General features: G+C 37.1%; 15 protein-coding genes. All 15 read left to right on the top strand.

Annotated elements, in window-relative coordinates; genetic code table 11:
- Positions 1-9: 9 nt before the first annotated feature.
- The 15 genes from MLOOGBEN_RS23320 (at position 10) to MLOOGBEN_RS23250 (ending at position 17,869) form a co-directional block, all read left to right on the top strand.
- Positions 10-1,302, top strand: coding sequence for an extracellular solute-binding protein (locus MLOOGBEN_RS23320; RefSeq protein WP_179160727.1), 1,293 nt, complete (start codon positions 10-12; stop codon positions 1,300-1,302).
- 92 nt (positions 1,303-1,394) lie between these two features.
- Positions 1,395-2,270, top strand: a complete 876-nt coding sequence (locus tag MLOOGBEN_RS23315) for a carbohydrate ABC transporter permease (protein WP_179160669.1) — start codon at positions 1,395-1,397, stop codon at positions 2,268-2,270.
- 108 nt (positions 2,271-2,378) lie between these two features.
- Positions 2,379-3,182, top strand: a complete 804-nt coding sequence (locus MLOOGBEN_RS23310) for a carbohydrate ABC transporter permease (protein ID WP_256989254.1) — start codon at positions 2,379-2,381, stop codon at positions 3,180-3,182.
- A gap of 305 nt (positions 3,183-3,487) precedes the next feature.
- A complete protein-coding gene (locus tag MLOOGBEN_RS23305; protein ID WP_179160667.1) occupies positions 3,488-5,089 on the top strand; it encodes a response regulator transcription factor in 1,602 nt (533 codons plus the stop codon).
- On the top strand, positions 5,086-6,837 hold the full coding sequence (locus MLOOGBEN_RS23300; protein ID WP_179160666.1) for a sensor histidine kinase: 1,752 nt from the start codon (positions 5,086-5,088) through the stop codon (positions 6,835-6,837). Before MLOOGBEN_RS23305 ends, MLOOGBEN_RS23300 begins: the two co-directional genes overlap by 4 nt.
- A 121-nt stretch (positions 6,838-6,958) precedes the next feature.
- Positions 6,959-8,614, top strand: a complete 1,656-nt coding sequence (locus MLOOGBEN_RS23295) for an ABC transporter substrate-binding protein (RefSeq protein WP_179160665.1) — start codon at positions 6,959-6,961, stop codon at positions 8,612-8,614.
- Between the two features lie 172 nt (positions 8,615-8,786).
- A complete protein-coding gene (locus tag MLOOGBEN_RS23290; RefSeq protein WP_256989240.1) occupies positions 8,787-9,764 on the top strand; it encodes an ABC transporter permease in 978 nt (325 codons plus the stop codon).
- A 12-nt stretch (positions 9,765-9,776) separates the two neighbouring features.
- Positions 9,777-10,706, top strand: coding sequence for a carbohydrate ABC transporter permease (locus tag MLOOGBEN_RS23285; RefSeq protein WP_179160664.1), 930 nt, complete (start codon positions 9,777-9,779; stop codon positions 10,704-10,706).
- A 69-nt stretch (positions 10,707-10,775) separates the two neighbouring features.
- Positions 10,776-11,765, top strand: coding sequence for an endo-1,4-beta-xylanase (locus MLOOGBEN_RS23280; RefSeq protein WP_179160663.1), 990 nt, complete (start codon positions 10,776-10,778; stop codon positions 11,763-11,765).
- A 92-nt stretch (positions 11,766-11,857) separates the two neighbouring features.
- Positions 11,858-12,652 (top strand): Nif3-like dinuclear metal center hexameric protein, encoded by a 795-nt coding sequence (locus MLOOGBEN_RS23275; RefSeq protein ID WP_179160662.1) that lies wholly within the window; start codon positions 11,858-11,860, stop codon positions 12,650-12,652.
- Positions 12,653-12,692: 40 nt separating this feature from the next.
- Complete coding sequence (gene uxuA, locus MLOOGBEN_RS23270) at positions 12,693-13,748, top strand: mannonate dehydratase (RefSeq protein WP_179160661.1); 1,056 nt, start codon at positions 12,693-12,695, stop codon at positions 13,746-13,748.
- A 45-nt stretch (positions 13,749-13,793) separates the two neighbouring features.
- Entirely contained in the window at positions 13,794-15,893 is a 2,100-nt protein-coding gene (locus MLOOGBEN_RS23265) for an alpha-glucuronidase family glycosyl hydrolase (RefSeq protein WP_218781307.1), read from the top strand.
- A 93-nt stretch (positions 15,894-15,986) separates the two neighbouring features.
- Entirely contained in the window at positions 15,987-16,445 is a 459-nt protein-coding gene (locus tag MLOOGBEN_RS23260) for a VOC family protein (protein WP_179160660.1), read from the top strand.
- Between the two features lie 61 nt (positions 16,446-16,506).
- Positions 16,507-17,202, top strand: coding sequence for an SDR family oxidoreductase (locus tag MLOOGBEN_RS23255; protein ID WP_179160659.1), 696 nt, complete (start codon positions 16,507-16,509; stop codon positions 17,200-17,202).
- Positions 17,203-17,221: 19 nt separating this feature from the next.
- Positions 17,222-17,869 carry a ThuA domain-containing protein gene (locus MLOOGBEN_RS23250; protein ID WP_179160658.1) on the top strand — a complete coding sequence of 216 codons (648 nt, stop codon included), beginning with the start codon at positions 17,222-17,224 and terminating at the stop codon, positions 17,867-17,869.
- Positions 17,870-18,201 lie beyond the last annotated feature (332 nt).

The following is an 18,201-nucleotide window of genomic DNA, read 5'->3' as shown; positions in this document are numbered from 1 at the left end:
GCAATCTTCATGTCATTTATCATGCTCCTTTCTCTAGCACTTGCAGGATGTTCTTCATCAAGTTCTTCAGAAGAGAGCAGTGCAGATGGTAAAAAGGTTATTAAATTTATGCATTTATGGCCGGAAGGCAGCTCGAATGCTCAGTTCTCCATTGTTAAAGATGTGATTACAGAGTATGAAAAAGAGCATAAGGATATTAAAATTGAAACTGAAATCTTAAACCCAGATCAATACCGTGAAAAGCTGAAAGTATTAGCTTCATCTAATGAACTGCCTGATATCGGTATGACTTGGTCAGATGGCTTCATCCAGCCTTACGTTGAAGGTGACATGTTAGCTCCACTAGACGATATCGTTGAAAACGATGCAGACCTTAAAGATGCATTCATTCCTGGTGTAAAAGAATCATATGCAGTAGATGGAAAAACATATGGTCTTCCACTAGAGTTAAACATCTCTTACGTATTCTACAACAAAGAAATTTTTGAGAAATATAATCTAGAAGTTCCACAGACTTTCGAAGAGTATAAAAAAGTAGTAAAAACGTTAGCTGACAATGGTGTTGTTCCTGCAACTGTTGGAGCGAAAGACGGCTGGCCGGCGTCATTCTGGTTCATGTATCTAGCAGATCGTATTGGCGGGTCTACGATTCTAACAGACGTTATTAAAGGTAAAGCGAAAATGGACGACCCAGCGATTGTAAAAGCAGCTGAGGAAGTACAAAACCTAGTTGATATTGGCGGTTTCGTGAAAGGTGCAAGTGCATTATCAAACGACGATGCAAAAGGTTACTTCATGAACGAACAAGCAGCAATGTTCTTAACAGCTACTTGGGAATTACCAAACTACACAACAAGCCCTGATGTTACAAAGGAATTCAAAGATAAGATTGGCTATTTCAAGTTCCCAACTTATGAAGGCGGAAAAGGGGATAGCATCGACAGCTACGTAGGCGGTCCTGGTGTTGGTTTGTTCGTAGCAAAAGGTTCTAAAGTTCAAGAAGAAGCAAAAGACTTTGTTGGATTCCTTGTGAAGAGATGGGGAGAAAAGTCAGTAATCGATGCTGGTGTTATTCCTGCAACGAAGGTAGACACAGCAAGCCTTGATCTTGCTCCAATGTATATTGAAATCTTAAAAGATTTGAGTGAAGCATCAAACGTAACAACTTATTTTGATACTCAATCCAGCCCGGCTGTATCTGAATTACATCATGATTTAGTAACTGCTCTCTTTGGAAAACAAGTGACACCGGAAGATTTTGTGAAACAGCATAAAGATGAACTTGCTGAAGAGAAAAAGTAAAATGGCCTAATCAAAATCTCAGTGTAGAGGGCATACAGGTTATGCCCTCTATCCTTTTAGCCCGCTTTTTCAAATAAGAAGGGAGTATAAACATGAAAAGTGTAATGTCAAACAAATGGGTAATCAGCCTTTACGTACTTCCATCGTTACTTCTTATTCTGCTATTAATCTATATCCCAATTGTCTTAACTGGATATTACGGTCTAATGGACTGGAACGGCATCGGCAAGATGAAGTTCATCGGTTTAGAGAATTACATTGAACTAGCAAAGGACACAAAGTTTTGGCAAAGTGCATGGCATTCCCTATTACTAGGTCTCTTTTCCACTTTAAGCTTGGTTGGTTATTTAATTTTATCGCTAATTCTTGCAAGTAAGATTAAAGGTGCTAACTTTTTAAGAAAAATTTACTTAATTCCAATGTTATTATCTTCTGTAGCAATCGGACAGCTTTGGGCGAAAATTTTTGACCCTACGAACGGTATGCTTAACAGATTGCTAGTGTTGATTGGCGTTGAAAATCCTCCGCTATGGTTAGCGGATTCTAATATCGTATTATACGCACTCTTCTTTCCAATCGTTTGGCAATATGCAGGTTTCTATATCATTATTTTCTATGCAGCATTAAAAAATGTTCCTGAAGAACTGATCGAGGCTGCAAAAATTGATGGAGCGACTCCTATTCAAATTGCTTATAAAATTAAGGTTCCTCTAATCGCGGGTGTAATCAAAGTCATGGTCATCCTGGCGATTGTTGGTTCATTAAAATACTTTGATTTGATTTTCGTCCTAACAGGCGGCGGACCTAACGGTGCATCCGAGGTTATGGCCTCTTACATGTATAAAGAAGCGTTCAGCAAATATAACTTCGGATACGGAAGTGCCATTGGATTTGGCTTATTGATTATCTGTATTGTAGCAACATGGGTAATTCAAAAATTACTTAATACTAAAGATGTTGACTATTAATAAAGGGGAGTGAAAAATATGAGTAAGATTGCATTAGAAACACACAAAACGACCCTATCAGCTTCTTATAAAACTAGTAAAACACTTGGAAACAAAATTGGATATGGAATGCTTTATTTTATCCTGGGAGTTATTGCAATCGTACAGGTTTACCCGCTAGTTTGGTTATTCCTGTTCTCCTTAAAAACAAATCAGGAAGTTTTCGGAATGTCCCCGTTTGCGCTTCCGCAAGATCCCCAGTGGGGCAACTATGCGAAGGCTTGGACAACAGGTCACATCGATGTTTATTTCTTTAACAGTGTTTTGTACACGGTCGCGGCGGTTGTACTTACCGTTATCCTTGCAAGCTTTGTAACGTTTGCGATTACCAGAATGGAATGGAAGTTAAGTGGATTAGTTCTTGGTTTGTTTATGGCCGGATATATGATCCCGCTTCATTCAACATTAATTCCATTGTTCAATTTCTTTAAAACGGCAAATATGATAGATAATCCATTATCCGTTATCTTATCGTACGTAGCGTTTAACCTGCCGATTACGATTATGATCCTATCAGGATTTTATAGAACAATCCCACGGGAGATTGAAGAAGCAGCTGTTGTGGATGGCTGTTCCGTCCATCGGATCTTCTTCCAAATTACGCTTCCAATGACGGTACCTGTACTGTCAACAACAGTCATTATTAACATGATTTATAACTGGAATGAATTTGTATTCGTAAACACATTCCTGAGCTCTGACAAGTGGAAAACGATTACGGTTGGGGTAAACAACTTCGTTGGACAGTATTTGACTGATTGGGGAGCAATTGGTGCCACCTTGATGATTAGTATTATCCCGGTATTGATAGCTTACTTTATTTTAAGTGATCGCATTGTCGAAGGTATTGCAGCAGGATCAGTGAAAGGTTAAAAGATAAGAGGAACTTTGTTTGTCTTGTGGACGAACAAAGTTCCTCTTGTTATAATAAATTAAAGTAGTCCTTCGAATAGTAGCTTTCTTACTGTATGTAAGCGTTACCAAAAAATATAAATGTGCTGGCGATTTTTTTACCAGCACATTTTACATATTTAACAGCAATCTGGATACCTAAAGAGCAGCTATATAGTAAGCAGGGCCCGCAAGGATATGATTTGTGGGCCTTATCTATAATGGAATTGTTTAATGAAATGTTTTATTGATCGATGCTAACTATTGGGAACAGGAGTGGGCCGGAAATGAACAAAGTAATATTAGTCGATGATGAAATGTATTTCCGCAAAGGATTAAGAAACCTAATAAATTGGGAAGATTGCGGCTTTAAGGTAGTAGGAGAAGCTGCTAATGGAGAAGATGCATTAAAGATGATCCATGATGTAAAACCTGATCTTATTATTACTGATATCCGTATGCCTGTGCTTGATGGAATTGGACTCATTAAAGAAGCGATAGAAATAGAGGCAGTTCAATCTAAATTTATTATCATTAGCGGACATAGTGATTTTAAATATGCACAACAAGCTTTAAGGTATGGTGTTCATGATTTTGTTTTAAAGCCAATCGACCAGGATGAAATTGAACAAACACTTAAATTACTTTCTAAGACACTAGCCGAACAAAAACAGCTTCAAGAACAAATGCTAGAAGAACAAGCCAAAATAGTGTTTAATCATCTGCTATTAGGAATGGTAGAAGAGAATGATGATTCCATAGATCTTTTAAATCTCCTTTCCCTTGGTAACCCTCAAGAGTACTTTTACATATTAATTGAAGTAAATGGAATACCTGATGAGTCTAACTTAAATAATGAGAAAAGGATAAGACAGATCAAATTTACATTAGAAGATGTTATGAACGAAATCTGTAACAAAGAAGAAAGAATATGGTTACAAGAAATATCACCTAGTACGATTGGTGGTTTGGTCACCTCTAATCACTTAGCGAGGTTTCAAATGAATCTAAGGAGGTTTATCAATTGGGTAAATAAAGAACTTACTAAGAGGATTTCTGATGATATTACGATGTATGTCGGCAAAGCGGTTCCAAGTCTAACTTCGTTTAAAGAATCCTATACCTCCGTGGAATGGGCACAACAACATAAATATGCAAATAACGAAAATGAAATCATTTTCTTTGTAGACATTGTCAATAAACCCATTACTTCTGATGAGTTGGATGAATCAGTTTTTCAATTATTAATTGAAAAAATCGAAGAAGATACAACTGTGTCGATTGTCAATACTTTAGAGGTACTGTTTATATCTCTGGTCACAAATAAACTATCTAAAGATACTGTTCATTCTTCTCTGACTAGTTTTGTACATTCCCTTCTGAAAATTATCAAGAAAATGGGAGGAGACCCTTCAAGTTTACAAACCTATAAGATAATTAATATCTTACATCATTACAACGTGACTATCGATCAATTAAAGGAACTTATTATAAGTTTTGTAGTAGAGTGTAAAGATGAAATATGCAATTTAAGAAAGCAGGCTGCTAACGGCGAAGCCTACAAGATTAAACAATATATTGACCTGTATTACCATAAGAATATTAGTTTAAAAACGATTGCTGCTAAGTTTTTTATGAACCCAGTGTATTTAGGGCAATTGTTTAAGAAAACCTATGGAATCTACTTTAAGGACTATTTACTTCAAGTAAGAATTAATGAAGCTAAAAAGCAGCTTCGCCAGTCTGAAAAAAGAATTTATGAAATTGCAGAAAGCGTAGGATTTAATAATACGGATTACTTTGTCACGATATTTGGCAAGTTAGAAAATATGAAGCCCTCTGAGTATCGGAATAAATTAATCAACGAGAGCAAAGTGATAGGAAAATGAGGACAAACAGTAGCCTTAGTTTTCATAATATTCGCTTAAAAAATAAAATGCTGATCATGTACTTTTTTGCAGTATTTATTCCAATCGTTTTAACAAATGTAATCTTTTACATCGTAACCATTGAAAATGTAAAAAAACAGCAAATGCAAGATTCCACTTTGGCGTTACAACAGATTAATAGGGAATTTAAAACGATTATAAACGAAGCCGTAGGGATATCCTCCTCGTTATATACCAATTTAAACCTAAACCTATTGTTAGAGAAGGATTATGTCTCTGATATTGAATACATCGAAAATCATAATAGTCTTTTAAGAAGTTTTAATCAGTCCAGACCAATAAACCCATCTATTAACTCCATTCGCTTTTATACCGATAATACATCCATCATTTATTCAGGCGGGGTGTATTCGATCGACAGCCTTCAACAGGAATTAAAACACTTCAAGAATGCATTAAAGAATAGTAATGGTTCGCAAATTCTCATCGATACACCTTCTAATCAGAATTTCGAAACCTTTAGTATTATCCGGAATTTAGATTATTTTTATACCGGTAAACAAAAGTTTGTAAAGGTTGAAATTAATCCTTCAGCCATAGAAGATATTTTTAACAATGTAACATTTAAAGGAGATGTATATCTAATTAATGAAAAAGGGGGGATTGAATACACGACCAATCCTTCGATTAAACAGTTGGATAAGACAATTAATTTTAATCAAATAGAAAAAGAGAACAATCTAGTTATCATCTCTGCCAATCTTAATAATGGATCATATTTAAGTGACTGGTCCGTTGTTGGAACCATATCTGAGGGAACCATGCTTAAAACTGTTAATAAATCTACACTCTTTATTATCTTGCTGGCCCTGATAAATTTTTTAGCTCCCACCATCATTATTGTTATTATTTCTCGATCTTTTTTGACTCGTTTACAAAGGGTGTTACGCCATGTAAAGCGGATGAAGAACCAGGATTTTGAGTTAATCCATGATCAGGAGTATCAAGATGAAATCGGTCAACTAACTAGTGAATTTAATCGGATGACCAAAAAAATTAAGGATTTAATTAATGATGTCTTATTAGTTACTATCCAAAACAAGGATCTAGAAATAAAACGTAACCGCGCACAGTTGAGTGCACTGCAAAGCCAAATCAACCCCCATTTCTTATTCAATGCGTTAGAAACGATTCGAATGAGAAGCTTGATGAAGGATGAGATAGAAACAGCGAAAATCATTCATAACATGGCTAAAATATTTCGTAACTCGCTTACATGGGGCAAGGACATCGTTCCTATTAGAGATGAAATTAATCTTATAACTAGCTTTTTGGAAATTCAAAAATATCGATTTGGAGATAAATTAGATTACGAGATTACAGTGAGTGAAGATGCAAAAGAATGTTTGATTCCCAACATGACACTCTTACCGTTTATTGAAAATGCCAGCATACATGGTATTGAACCACTAAAGGAAAATGGGAAAATTACCGTATCCATCTCCTTACATGCTAGTATTGTAACCTGTATTGTGAAGGATAATGGGGCTGGAATATCAGTAGGAAAGAGAACGCAATTACTATCATCTTTAGAAAATGAAGAAGATATTGGAGAGAATGTCGGCATTAAAAATGTTTATTATCGATTAAAACTCTACTATCCTGATCAGTTTTACTTTAATATTGATAGCCAACTAGATTACGGTACAACCATTACGATTCAATTGCCTTCTCATAACGAAAGATAAATTATTAATAATTCAGAAAGTATCTTTACTTTATTAAGTAACACCTATACTTTTTAAATGGTGCAGCAAACCCTTAAATTATAAAATGAAAGTGCTTTCAAAAATAAAAGGGGGTTCGAAAATGACAAAAAAGTTTCTTCCTGTACTCTTAATGCTTATCTTGCTAATCGCAGTTACGGGCTGTGAAAAGGATAAAGAAACAAGCGGCAATGCAGACGGATCTGGTGATTCGAAAGAAAAAGTAACCTTTACTTATTTTAACGCAGCTTCCCCAGGTAAAGACGGAAACACAAATGAGACAACTATAGGGAAAATATTTGAAGACCAAACGGGAGTTAACTTTAAAACAGAATATCTAGTCGGTGACATTAACACCAAAATCGGGACAATGATTGCAAGTGGAAAGTACCCAGATGTTCTTGTACCGGATATTGCAATTGATAAAGTACTAGACGCAGGTGCATTTATTGACCTTACTGAATTGATTGAAGAACATGGTCCTAATCTTAAAAAATTATACGCACCGCATTGGGAGCAAATGAAAGATAAGGATGGAAAGATTAACTTCCTTCCATTCGCAGCTAAGCATGGCTATATTAAAGACCCAAATATCACTCAAGGTGCATTCTGGATTCAACGCGGCATTTTAAAAGAAGCCGGCTATCCTAAAATTAAAACACTAGATGAATATCTTGCTTTAATTGAAGATTATCAAAATAAACATCCTGAAATCAATGGATCTTCTACTATTGGATTTACAACTTTAACGTATGACTGGCGCTTCTTTGCACTATCTAATGTTCCTAACCATTTAGCAGGCTACCCAAATGATGGTGAAGTAATTGTAGATATGAAGACACATAAAACCGATGTATACGCTGATAACAATATTACAAAACGTTATATGAAAGAGCTAAATGAACTTAACAGCAAAGGCTTATTTGATAAAGAGTCATTCGTTGCTAACTACGATGAATATCTTGCAAAAATAGCATCTGGCCGAGTATTAGGATTCTTTGATTACGGCTGGCAGGTTCAACAAGCTCTAGATAATCTAAAAGCAGCTGGTAATGACGATTTACGTTATATGCCTCTGCCAATTACATTTGATGGAGAAAAAGATCAATATATTGATCCGCCGGCATTCATTAATAACCGTGGTGTTGGTATTACAGTAAGTGCGAAAGATCCAGTACGCATTATTAAGTACTTCGATAACATGGCTAAAGAAGAGAACCAAAAGTTAATGTTCTGGGGTATTAAAGACGAGACTTATAGTGCAGATGAAAAGGGTAAATTCTACCAAACCGAAGAGCAATATACAAAAACTAGTGATGAGGATTATCGCCATAAGTCTGGCTTAAATACATTTGAGTATTACTGGCCAATGGGAGACATGCTTTATAGCGACGGAAACGCATGGGTTCCAGGAAAACAGCCTGAAGTTGCTCAAGTTTCCTACACGGATGGTGATAAGGCGATTCTAGAAGCTTATGACGCAGAGGTATTCTCTGATTTATTTGCAGATCCAGACGATCGTCCATGGTATCCAACATGGAGTGCCGTTATTGAACAAGGCTCTGACGAACAAATCTTTGGTCAAAGGAAAACGGACTTAACAAAGGTTTACTTCCCTAAGTTAGTTCTAGCTAAGCCGGGTGAATTTGATAAAGTTTGGGATGAATATATCAAAGAATTTAATACTTTAGATGTTAAAGCTTTAGAAAAATTTATGGATAAGGTCGTAGAGGACCGTATTAAAGCCGCTGCAAAATAATAGTTTAACAGAATGAAGAAAAGCAGGCCGATATCGCCCAATTGGCTTTATCGGCCTTTTGCTTTACGTTCGTTATCTTGAAATCATAAGCCGCCCCCTTCATTCGGGAGCATCTAAGGGGGCAGCTTATGATTTTAGGATATAGATTTTTCGAGAAAGAGGAGGGGTAAGGATGCAGATTGGTTCCAAAGCGATAAAAGAGGTAATAAATCCTTCAGTTTCCATCGCTGCACACAAAAAAAAATCATTCTTTCAGAGGATGATGTCACAAAAAGCACTATTGGCCATGAGTCTGCCATTCTTGATTTGGTTATTTGTTTTTAAGTATATTCCATTGTGGGGTTGGTCGATTGCCTTTCAGGATTTTAAGCCGGCAAGAAGCTTAACTGACCAGGAATGGATTGGGTTAGAACATTTCAAGTTTTTATTTACCGACGATAATTTTTGGCGCGTGCTTCGGAATACACTCGGCATGAGCACGATTAACCTAGTATTAGGTTTCGTTACAGCAATTTGTCTTGCCCTTCTGATTAATGAAATTAGGCATATAAGATTCAAGAAGTCAGTACAAACCATCAGTTATCTGCCGCACTTTATATCATGGGTAGTAGCAGCTAGTATTGTCTCCTACAGCCTTTCACTAGAAAACGGAATCGTTAATATCGTATTAGTAAACTTGGGTATTATTGATGAACCGATTCTATGGCTGGGTAAGGAAAAATGGTTCTGGGTCATCAACGGACTAACAGAGGTTTGGAAGAATGTCGGCTGGAATACGATAATTTATTTAGCAGCTATTACCATGATTGATCCAGAACAATATGAGGCTGCTGATATTGATGGAGCATCTAGATTCCAACGGATTAGACATATTACACTCCCATCTTTAAAGCCAACGATTATCATCCTGCTTATCATGAACTTAGGGTACATTTTAGAATCAGGCTTTGAAGCACAGTATTTATTAGGAAATCCTATGAACCTAGCTTACTCAGAAAACCTTGATATTTATGTATTAAAATACGGTATGTCAATGGGGAACTTCTCACTTGCAACCGCTGCCGGTATCTTTAAAACAGTAGTGAGTTTCATCTTTTTATTTACGGCAAACCATATTGCCAAACGATTTGGTCAGCCAAGGCTTTTCTAGGGGGGGAACTATATGGCACAGAAACGAATTTTCAAGGCTACTCGACATCACTCCGGTGTAGGCGATTATTTATTTGATATCTTCAATTATACTTTTTTAGTTTTCCTTTGCGTGGTCATGTTATATCCATTTCTAAATCAATTAGCTGTTTCACTCAATGAAGCCAGTGATTCTTTAAGGGGAGGTATTTATCTCTGGCCGCGAGAATTTACTTGGGCAAATTATGAACATGTTTTTGGTGAAGCAAGTATCGTAAATTCTTTCTTCATTTCTGTTCTTAGAACCATCATCGGAACATTAACATCCGTGTTGGGTACGGCAATGGTGGCTTATACCATTAGCCGGAAAGATTTCGTTCTGAAGAAATTTGTGACGATCGCATTCGTTTTGACGATGTATTTTAACGGTGGATTGATTCCGAACTATTTACTAGTAAAAGAATTAAATTTATTAGATAGTTTTTGGGTTTATATTGTTCCGGGAATTATTGGAGTATTTAATTTAATCGTAATTCGTTCCTTTATTGAAGGAATCCCAGAAAGTTTATTTGAATCTGCAAAAATTGATGGCGCAGGGGATTTTACTATTTTCATAAAGATTGTTCTGCCACTTTCCATGCCGGTATTAGCGACTGTATCATTGTTTGTCGCGGTTTACCAATGGAATTCATGGTTTGATGTGTTCTTATATAATTCATCAAGTGCAAATTTATCTACCCTTCAATATGAGTTAATGAAGATCTTGCAAAATTCTAACGCATCGATGTCTGGTAAAACCGCTGCAGACGCCTTTGCCAATGCCAATGCAAGTGCCAACATGGTTTCGCCAACATCCATCAGGGCTACAATGACCATTGTAGCGAGTCTGCCAATTATCATGGTCTATCCATTCCTGCAAAAATATTTTGTTAAGGGATTAACTTTAGGAGGAGTAAAGGGTTGAAAAAAGAATCAGATGGGATCACTCATCTGATTTTTTTAATAAAATCATAGGTTTAAGGAGAGATAAATAATGGTGAAAACGACAGTAGAAGTTCCTTCTTTATCAAAAGTGTATGAAGAATACTTTAACATTGGTGCCGCAGTTAATTTAAATACCTTAGAGTCACAAAAGGATTTATTAAGAAAACATTTTAATAGTATTACAGCTGAAAATGATATGAAATTCATTGAGATTCAGCCTGCTGAGGGACAGTTTATGTTTGAAAATGCCGATCGATTGGCTGCTTTTGCAAAGGAAAATGGAATGAAAATGCGTGGACATACATTAGTCTGGCATAATCAGACTCCTGACTGGGTATTTCAAGATGCGGATAGAGAAACGCTTTTACAACGAATGAAGGACCACATCACTTCAGTAATGAAAAGATATAAAGGGACGATTTTCTGTTGGGATGTGGTAAACGAAGCGGTAACCGATGAGGGACCAGAATTGTACCGGCTAACAAAATGGTTAGAAATAATCGGAGAGGATTATATTGAAAAAGCATTTGAATTTGCACACGAGGCAGACCCGGACGCCCTGCTTTTTTACAATGACTATAATGAATCCAATCCGGAGAAACGTGAAAAAATCTATAAACTTGTTAAATCTTTAATAGATAAGGGTGTTCCCATTCGCGGAGTCGGTCTCCAAGCACATTGGAATTTAGTCAATCCTAGTCTTGAAGATATTCGTACAGCGATTGAACGATACGCATCCCTGGGGTTGAAGCTGCACCTGACAGAATTGGATATATCTGTTTTTAATTTTGAAGATAAGCGGACTGACCTTAAGCAGCCAACCCATGAAATGTTAGAGTTACAGGCTGAAAGATACCAGCGAGTATTTCAATTGCTTCGACAATATCAAAATCACATTACTTCAGTAACCTTCTGGGGCGCAGCCGATGATTATACATGGTTAAGCGATTTTCCTGTTATAGGAAGAGAAAACTGGCCATTTCTTTTTGACGAAAATCATCAGCCAAAAGAATCCTTTTGGAAGGTTGTCCAATATTAGCAATGGCTGATCAGTCATTCGCTATAAACTAGGTATCAGCTAAATAAATGGCGTTGTGATACCTTTGTAATTCCTGTGAAACGGTGAAAACAATGCCAATTACTGTACAAAATGTACTTGATAAATTAATGGAACCTGTAGAACACTTGCAAAATACTGTGGATACCCTTAAGTCGGGTCACCCAACTACTCAAGTAAAGGGGATTGCCACAGCCTTTATGGCTACACACAAGGTAATTGAACAAACAATCGCGTTGGGTGCAAACTTATTGATTACCCATGAAGGGATATACTTCAGCCATCATGACCATACCGAATTCTTGGAAAAAGATCCTGTATATAATGAAAAACGCAGGTTAATTACGGAGTCAGGACTTGCAATCTATCGTTTCCATGATTATTTGCACCGGTATAAACCGGATGGGATTATGGCTGGCTTAATTAAGGCGCTCGACTGGCAATCTTATATCGTAGAAAATCAGCCTGCTGCAACGATTCTAAGTATTCCTTCCATGACATTAGCTGAGATTTCCGAGCATATTAAGGGGCGGTTAGGGATTCAGTTTTTACGATTTGCAGGAGATTTGTCGATGAAATGTACCCGCATTGGGCTATTAGCTGGTTATCGTGGCGGGGGAAGTTTATGTATCCCGCTATATGAACAGGAAAATTTAGATCTTATTATTTATGGAGAAGGTCCAGAATGGGAAACTCCGGAATATGTGAGAGATACGAATGATCAAGGAAAGCAAAGGAATCTGATTGTTCTTGGGCATGCGGAAAGTGAAGAACCTGGAATGAGTTATTTAGCACAATGTATTCAAACCATGTTTCCAAGTATTCCAACCTATTTTATTCCGGTCAATCATGCCTTACAAGTTATATAGCTGGTACTACCTTAATCAAATTGACAGGCGGTGATAAAGGTTGAAAATGGGATTTCGATGGTATGGGGAAGGAAATGATTCCGTAAGCTTAAAGCAAATTAAACAAATTCCAGGTGTGGAAACGATTGTTTGGGCCCTTCATGATAGGCAGGCTGGAGAAGAATGGCCGATGGAGAAAATCCTTGAAGTAAAACAGCAAGCTGAACAATATGGTTTTACTATTGATGTGGTTGAAAGTGTAAATGTACATGAAGATATTAAACTGGGGCTTCCTTCAAGAGATCAATATATAGAAAACTATAAAAGAACCATTGAAAAATTGGCTAAAGCAGGTGTAAAGGTTATCTGTTATAACTTTATGCCTGTATTTGACTGGATCAGGACTGATGTATATAAAGAGCTTGAAGATGGTTCCACTGCCCTATTTTATGAAAAGTCTAAGGCCGAGAATATCGATCCAATTGAGTTGGTCAATAAGATTGCGAACAATCCCGACTATACCATGCCTGGCTGGGAACCTAAGCGGTTAGAAAATCTGACAAAGTTCTTCGATGCCTATAAGAATGTTACAGAAGAAGATTTATTTCAACATTTGAGCTATTTTCTAGAAGCGATAATTCCGGTATGTGAAGAGAACGACATTAAAATGGCTATCCATCCTGACGATCCGCCATGGGCAATATTCGGATTACCTCGTATTATGACAAATCAGGAAAATATTAGACGAGTGTTAAAGGTTGTTGACAGTCCTTATAATGGGGTAACTCTTTGCAGTGGTTCATTAGGTTCCAATCCTAGTAATAATATTGTCGATATGGTCAGAGAATTTGCTGACCGCATTCCATTCGCCCATGTTCGTAACATTAAAGTCTATGAAAATGGTGATTTTATCGAGACCTCCCATCGGGGCCAGGATGGGACAGTTGATATAGTTGGGATCATGAAAGCTTATCATGAAAATGGATTTATTGGCTATATAAGACCAGATCACGGAAGACATATTTGGGACGAAAAATGCCGGCCAGGATATGGCTTATATGATCGGGCCCTTGGGATTATGTACCTTTTAGGTATTTGGGATTCATTAATTAGGTAGCTGCCTTTAGCTTAGGACTCAATCATCCATTGAGGAGGATAAATATTGAAAAGTGCTTTTGAAAATATATCAAAGAGTCGTACAGATTTATACAAGGAAGAACATAAAGAAAGCTATTCTGCTTGGCTGCAATATAAAAAAATTGAAAGTCAAGCATGGTCAGAAGAATATACCCAATGGTGCGGAGGATTTACTGTTTTAGGAGAATCGGTGGTCATTGAATCTGCTAAGAGAGAACTGATCCTCGGTATTTCTTCTATGTTAGGAATTCAACCTAGTATCAGTTCAGAACCGCAGCAATCTGGTCTTGTGTTAGCTGATAGGGATTCTATTGGTAATTTAGTAGATGTCGATTTTAATCAACTTAATGATGATGGATACGTAATTAAAACCGTTACTTTTGGTCAAAGAACTACGATTTTCCTTGTGGGAAAAAAAGATAAAGGTGTCTTATATGGTACCTTTCACTTATTACGCCTCATGCAAAACAGGGAAAATTTACAACAGCTGGATATCGTTGAAAACCCAAAAGACCAATTACGAATGCTGAATCAGTGGGACAATATGGATGGCAGTATTGAACGTGGTTATGCAGGAAACTCCATTTTCTATAAAAATCATCAATTCTCAGATGAACTTAATAGAATTGAAGATTATGCAAGACTGCTTGCTTCAGTTGGTATTAATGGAATTGCAATTAACAACGTTAACGTTCACCAGGCAGAGTCCCATTTAATTACAAGCTCCTTGCTGCCTAAAGTGGCTGATGTTGCCGGTATTTTTAGGGCTTATGGGATCACAACGTTCCTTAGCGTGAATTATGCCAGTACGATCCAAATTGGAAATTTACCAACAGCAGACCCGCTGGGTTCTGAGGTTCGAGAATGGTGGAAGGATAAAGCAGTAGAGATATACAGCTATATTCCTGACTTCGGTGGATTCCTAGTAAAAGCCGATTCAGAACACCGCCCTGGACCATTTACATATGGCCGAAATCATGCGGATGGAGCAAACATGCTCGCAGAAGCTCTGCAGCCTTTTAATGGAATTGTTCTATGGAGATGTTTCGTCTATAACTGCCTTCAAGATTGGCGTGACCGCTCTACTGATCGAGCAAGAGCTGCATACGACCATTTTAAACCGTTAGACGGCCAATTCCATTCCAATGTTATTTTACAGATCAAGAATGGTCCAATGGATTTCCAAGTACGAGAAGGTGTTTCACCGTTATTTGGAGCAATGGAAAAAACAAATCAAATGTTGGAATTCCAAATCACTCAAGAGTATACAGGCCAACAAAGACATCTTTGTTATCTCGTTCCGCAGTGGAAAGAAGTCCTCGATTTTGACACATATGCAAAAGGGGAAGGTTCAGAGGTCAAAAAGGTAGTAGATGGTTCCCTGTTCCGGAACAGGTTTAGCGGAATTACCGCTGTTTCCAATATTGGAAATGATTATAATTGGACCGGGCATACGCTCGCACAAGCTAATTTGTACGGCTTTGGACGCTTGACATGGAACCCAGATCTTTCAGCTGAAAAAATTACAGATGAATGGATCGGACAAACCTTTGGTGATGATCCACTGGTTAAAGAGTTGGTAAGCAGGATGCTATTAAAATCATGGAATATCTATGAAAAATATACATCACCACTTGGTGTTGGCTGGATGGTAAATCCAAATCATCATTATGGTCCAAATGTGGATGGTTATGAATATTCCGTTTGGGGTACATACCACTTTGCCGATTGTGAAGGAATGGGAGTGGACAGGACTGTAAAATCAGGAACAGGTTACACCTCTCAGTATTTTAAAGAAAATGCCGATATGTATGAAAGGCTTGAAACATGCCCCGATGAATTGCTGTTATTTTTCCATCATGTCCCATATACACATAAGCTAAAATCAGGTAAAACCGTGATTCAACATATTTACAATACTCACTTTGAAGGGGTAGAAGAGGCTGAGGAATTAGTTGAAACTTGGTTACAGCTTAAGGATAGGATTGATCAAAAGCGATTTGATGATATCCTAACCAGATTACAAGAACAAGCAAACCATTCTAAAGAATGGCGGGATATTATCAATACCTATTTTTATCGAAAATCAGGAATCAAGGATGAGCTAAATAGAAAGATCTATTAATATATCTGTTTAATAGGGAAGATCACACATTTATAAAAATAATTTTGATTATTTTACCTATCGTGAACGTAAATAAGAGGAGGTCTCATTCAAATGACACAAAAAAATGCACTAGGAACCAACGTGATTGCGCAAATAGGTATTCTTGTTAATGATATCGAAAAAACCAGCCAGAACTATGCTGATTTCTTTGGTATAGAAAAACCTGAATGGAGTTTAACAGATACATTGGACCGTGCACAAACAGAGTTTGAGGGCAACCCAACTGAGGCTCGGGCAAAACTAGCATTCATTGATATGGGCTCTTTACAATTAGAATTAATTGAACCGGATCATCATCCAAGTACTTGGCGGAAGCATTTGGATGAGCACGGTGAAGGTCCTCACCATATTGCGTTTTTCATAGAAGGAATGCAAGGGAAAATTGAAATAATGGAAAGAAAGCAAATGCCGTTACTTCAAAAAGGTGAATACACCGGTGGAAGATACGCATACATGGACACATTCAAAGATCTTAAAATTGTCATGGAGTTATTGGAAAATGATAGATAAATAGAAACAGGAGGAGATTCTTAATTGGTTCTCCTCTGCCATAATAAGGTGGGATAAAAGAATGCGGATTTTGATAACGGGTGCAAATAGAGGTCTAGGGTTAGCTTTATCAAAGGTCGGGGCAGAAAGAGGCCATCAAATTCTTGCTGGAGTCAGAGACCTCAAAAAAAGCACAGAAGGTTTAACTCAATCTGAAATATATAAATCAATTTCACTGTTGCCCTTAGATGTAACAGATGAAGAGTCAGTTTTTGCAGCAGCGAATACAGTAAAAGAAAACTTTGGAACCATTGATGTGATCATTAATAATGCGGGTGTATTGTTGGAACGTGATAAACAAATTGAGGACTTGGATCTTGACCAAGTGAAAGTTACGTTCGATGTTAATTTCTTTGGTCCAATTAGAGTGGTGAAACACTTCCTTCCTCTTTTACTGATGGGTGATCGATCATCCATCATCAACATTTCCTCTGATGCAGGAAGTATAAGCCAAGCATATGGCGGTGATTATGCATATGCATCATCAAAAACCGCATTGAACATGTTCAGTCAGCAATTGAGTCAGTATGTACAGAGTAATAATGTCCACGTTTTCTCTATACATCCGGGGTGGATTAAGACAGACATGGGCGGCGAGAGTGCACCAGGGAACCCTTTTGACACGGCCAAAGGAATATTCGATATTATAGAAAGAAAACGAGTGATTGACAGTAGGAATGTTTTCATCACCTATGAAGGACATTCAATGCCATTATAAATAAAAGGTGGTGAACAAAATGATTAAATTTGCAGCGGTGCTTGGCGATTATTATCATCAGAGTGAATGGGCGAAACAATCACTTGAAACTGCACTGAACTGTAATAAGGAAGACCTTCAAATTGAATATTGCTCCCCTGAACAATTAAAAGAGGTACTAGAGAAGAAGCCGGATGCTGTGATTCATTTTAAAGAAAATAGAGTCAATCCTGCTGAAGAAAACATAGAAAAATGGATGACGGAAGATATTGCATTAGAAATCACAAAGTATGTACAAAATGGCGGAGGCTGGCTTGCATGGCATTCAGGCTTAGCATCATTCCCGGTCGACGGTTCTTACATAAAAATGTTAAAAGGACATTTTTTGTATCATCCCGAAAAGCATCAGATGGTCCATTACTACTCATCTGAAGGGAACTCAGTACTTCCAATACCTACTTCATTTGAACTAATCGATGAGCATTATTTTGTTCATTGTGATACAGAGAATACAAATATATTCCTTTTATCTGAATCTATTGATGGACAAGCTCCAGCAGGGTGGTCCCACAGTTTTGGATTTGGCAGGGTATGTTGTGTAACACCTGCCCATACGAAAGAGGGATTGATGAACCATGAACTTTTAAAAATTATAAAAAGCTGTGTAAACTGGCTTATTTCAAGATGAAAATAATGCATTTATCTCACGAACAATGAAAAATTATACTAGGCTATCCATATACAGTGAGTGGTAAATAGCTAGAATAATGATAAAAGAACCGTTCCAAACCATATGGGAACGGTTCTTTTGCTTTTAGCTTTGTTAAAGTTTGATGTTGATTTTACACATAAAAATCCTTATGAAGGACTAATCTCATTAAGAACTCACCTGATTAGTCCTTCATTAATCTTTTATACTGATAAACTAAAAATTAACAAAGAAATTTAACAAAGCATTACTTTTTAATAATATTTTTCCTCAGTTTTTGGGATGTTTTTTAATGTTCGGGGTTTGCTCCA

Origin of the sequence: Bacillus sp. EB106-08-02-XG196 (assembly GCF_013396335.1) — a bacterium.
Taxonomy (GTDB): domain Bacteria; phylum Bacillota; class Bacilli; order Bacillales; family Cytobacillaceae; genus Neobacillus.
This window is presented reverse-complemented; position numbering and strand designations above follow the sequence as displayed.

Excerpts from the sequence above, each read along its gene's own strand:
- MLOOGBEN_RS23320 (WP_179160727.1), top strand. The coding sequence starts at position 10 with ATGTCATTTATCATGCTCCTTTCTCTAGCACTTGCAGGATGTTCTTCA.
- MLOOGBEN_RS23315 (WP_179160669.1), top strand. The coding sequence starts at position 1,395 with ATGAAAAGTGTAATGTCAAACAAATGGGTAATCAGCCTTTACGTACTT.
- MLOOGBEN_RS23310 (WP_256989254.1), top strand. The coding sequence starts at position 2,379 with ATGCTTTATTTTATCCTGGGAGTTATTGCAATCGTACAGGTTTACCCG.
- MLOOGBEN_RS23305 (WP_179160667.1), top strand. The coding sequence starts at position 3,488 with ATGAACAAAGTAATATTAGTCGATGATGAAATGTATTTCCGCAAAGGA.
- MLOOGBEN_RS23300 (WP_179160666.1), top strand. The coding sequence starts at position 5,086 with ATGAGGACAAACAGTAGCCTTAGTTTTCATAATATTCGCTTAAAAAAT.
- MLOOGBEN_RS23295 (WP_179160665.1), top strand. The coding sequence starts at position 6,959 with ATGACAAAAAAGTTTCTTCCTGTACTCTTAATGCTTATCTTGCTAATC.
- MLOOGBEN_RS23290 (WP_256989240.1), top strand. The coding sequence starts at position 8,787 with ATGCAGATTGGTTCCAAAGCGATAAAAGAGGTAATAAATCCTTCAGTT.
- MLOOGBEN_RS23285 (WP_179160664.1), top strand. The coding sequence starts at position 9,777 with ATGGCACAGAAACGAATTTTCAAGGCTACTCGACATCACTCCGGTGTA.
- MLOOGBEN_RS23280 (WP_179160663.1), top strand. The coding sequence starts at position 10,776 with ATGGTGAAAACGACAGTAGAAGTTCCTTCTTTATCAAAAGTGTATGAA.
- MLOOGBEN_RS23275 (WP_179160662.1), top strand. The coding sequence starts at position 11,858 with ATGCCAATTACTGTACAAAATGTACTTGATAAATTAATGGAACCTGTA.
- MLOOGBEN_RS23260 (WP_179160660.1), top strand. The coding sequence starts at position 15,987 with ATGACACAAAAAAATGCACTAGGAACCAACGTGATTGCGCAAATAGGT.
- MLOOGBEN_RS23255 (WP_179160659.1), top strand. The coding sequence starts at position 16,507 with ATGCGGATTTTGATAACGGGTGCAAATAGAGGTCTAGGGTTAGCTTTA.
- MLOOGBEN_RS23250 (WP_179160658.1), top strand. The coding sequence starts at position 17,222 with ATGATTAAATTTGCAGCGGTGCTTGGCGATTATTATCATCAGAGTGAA.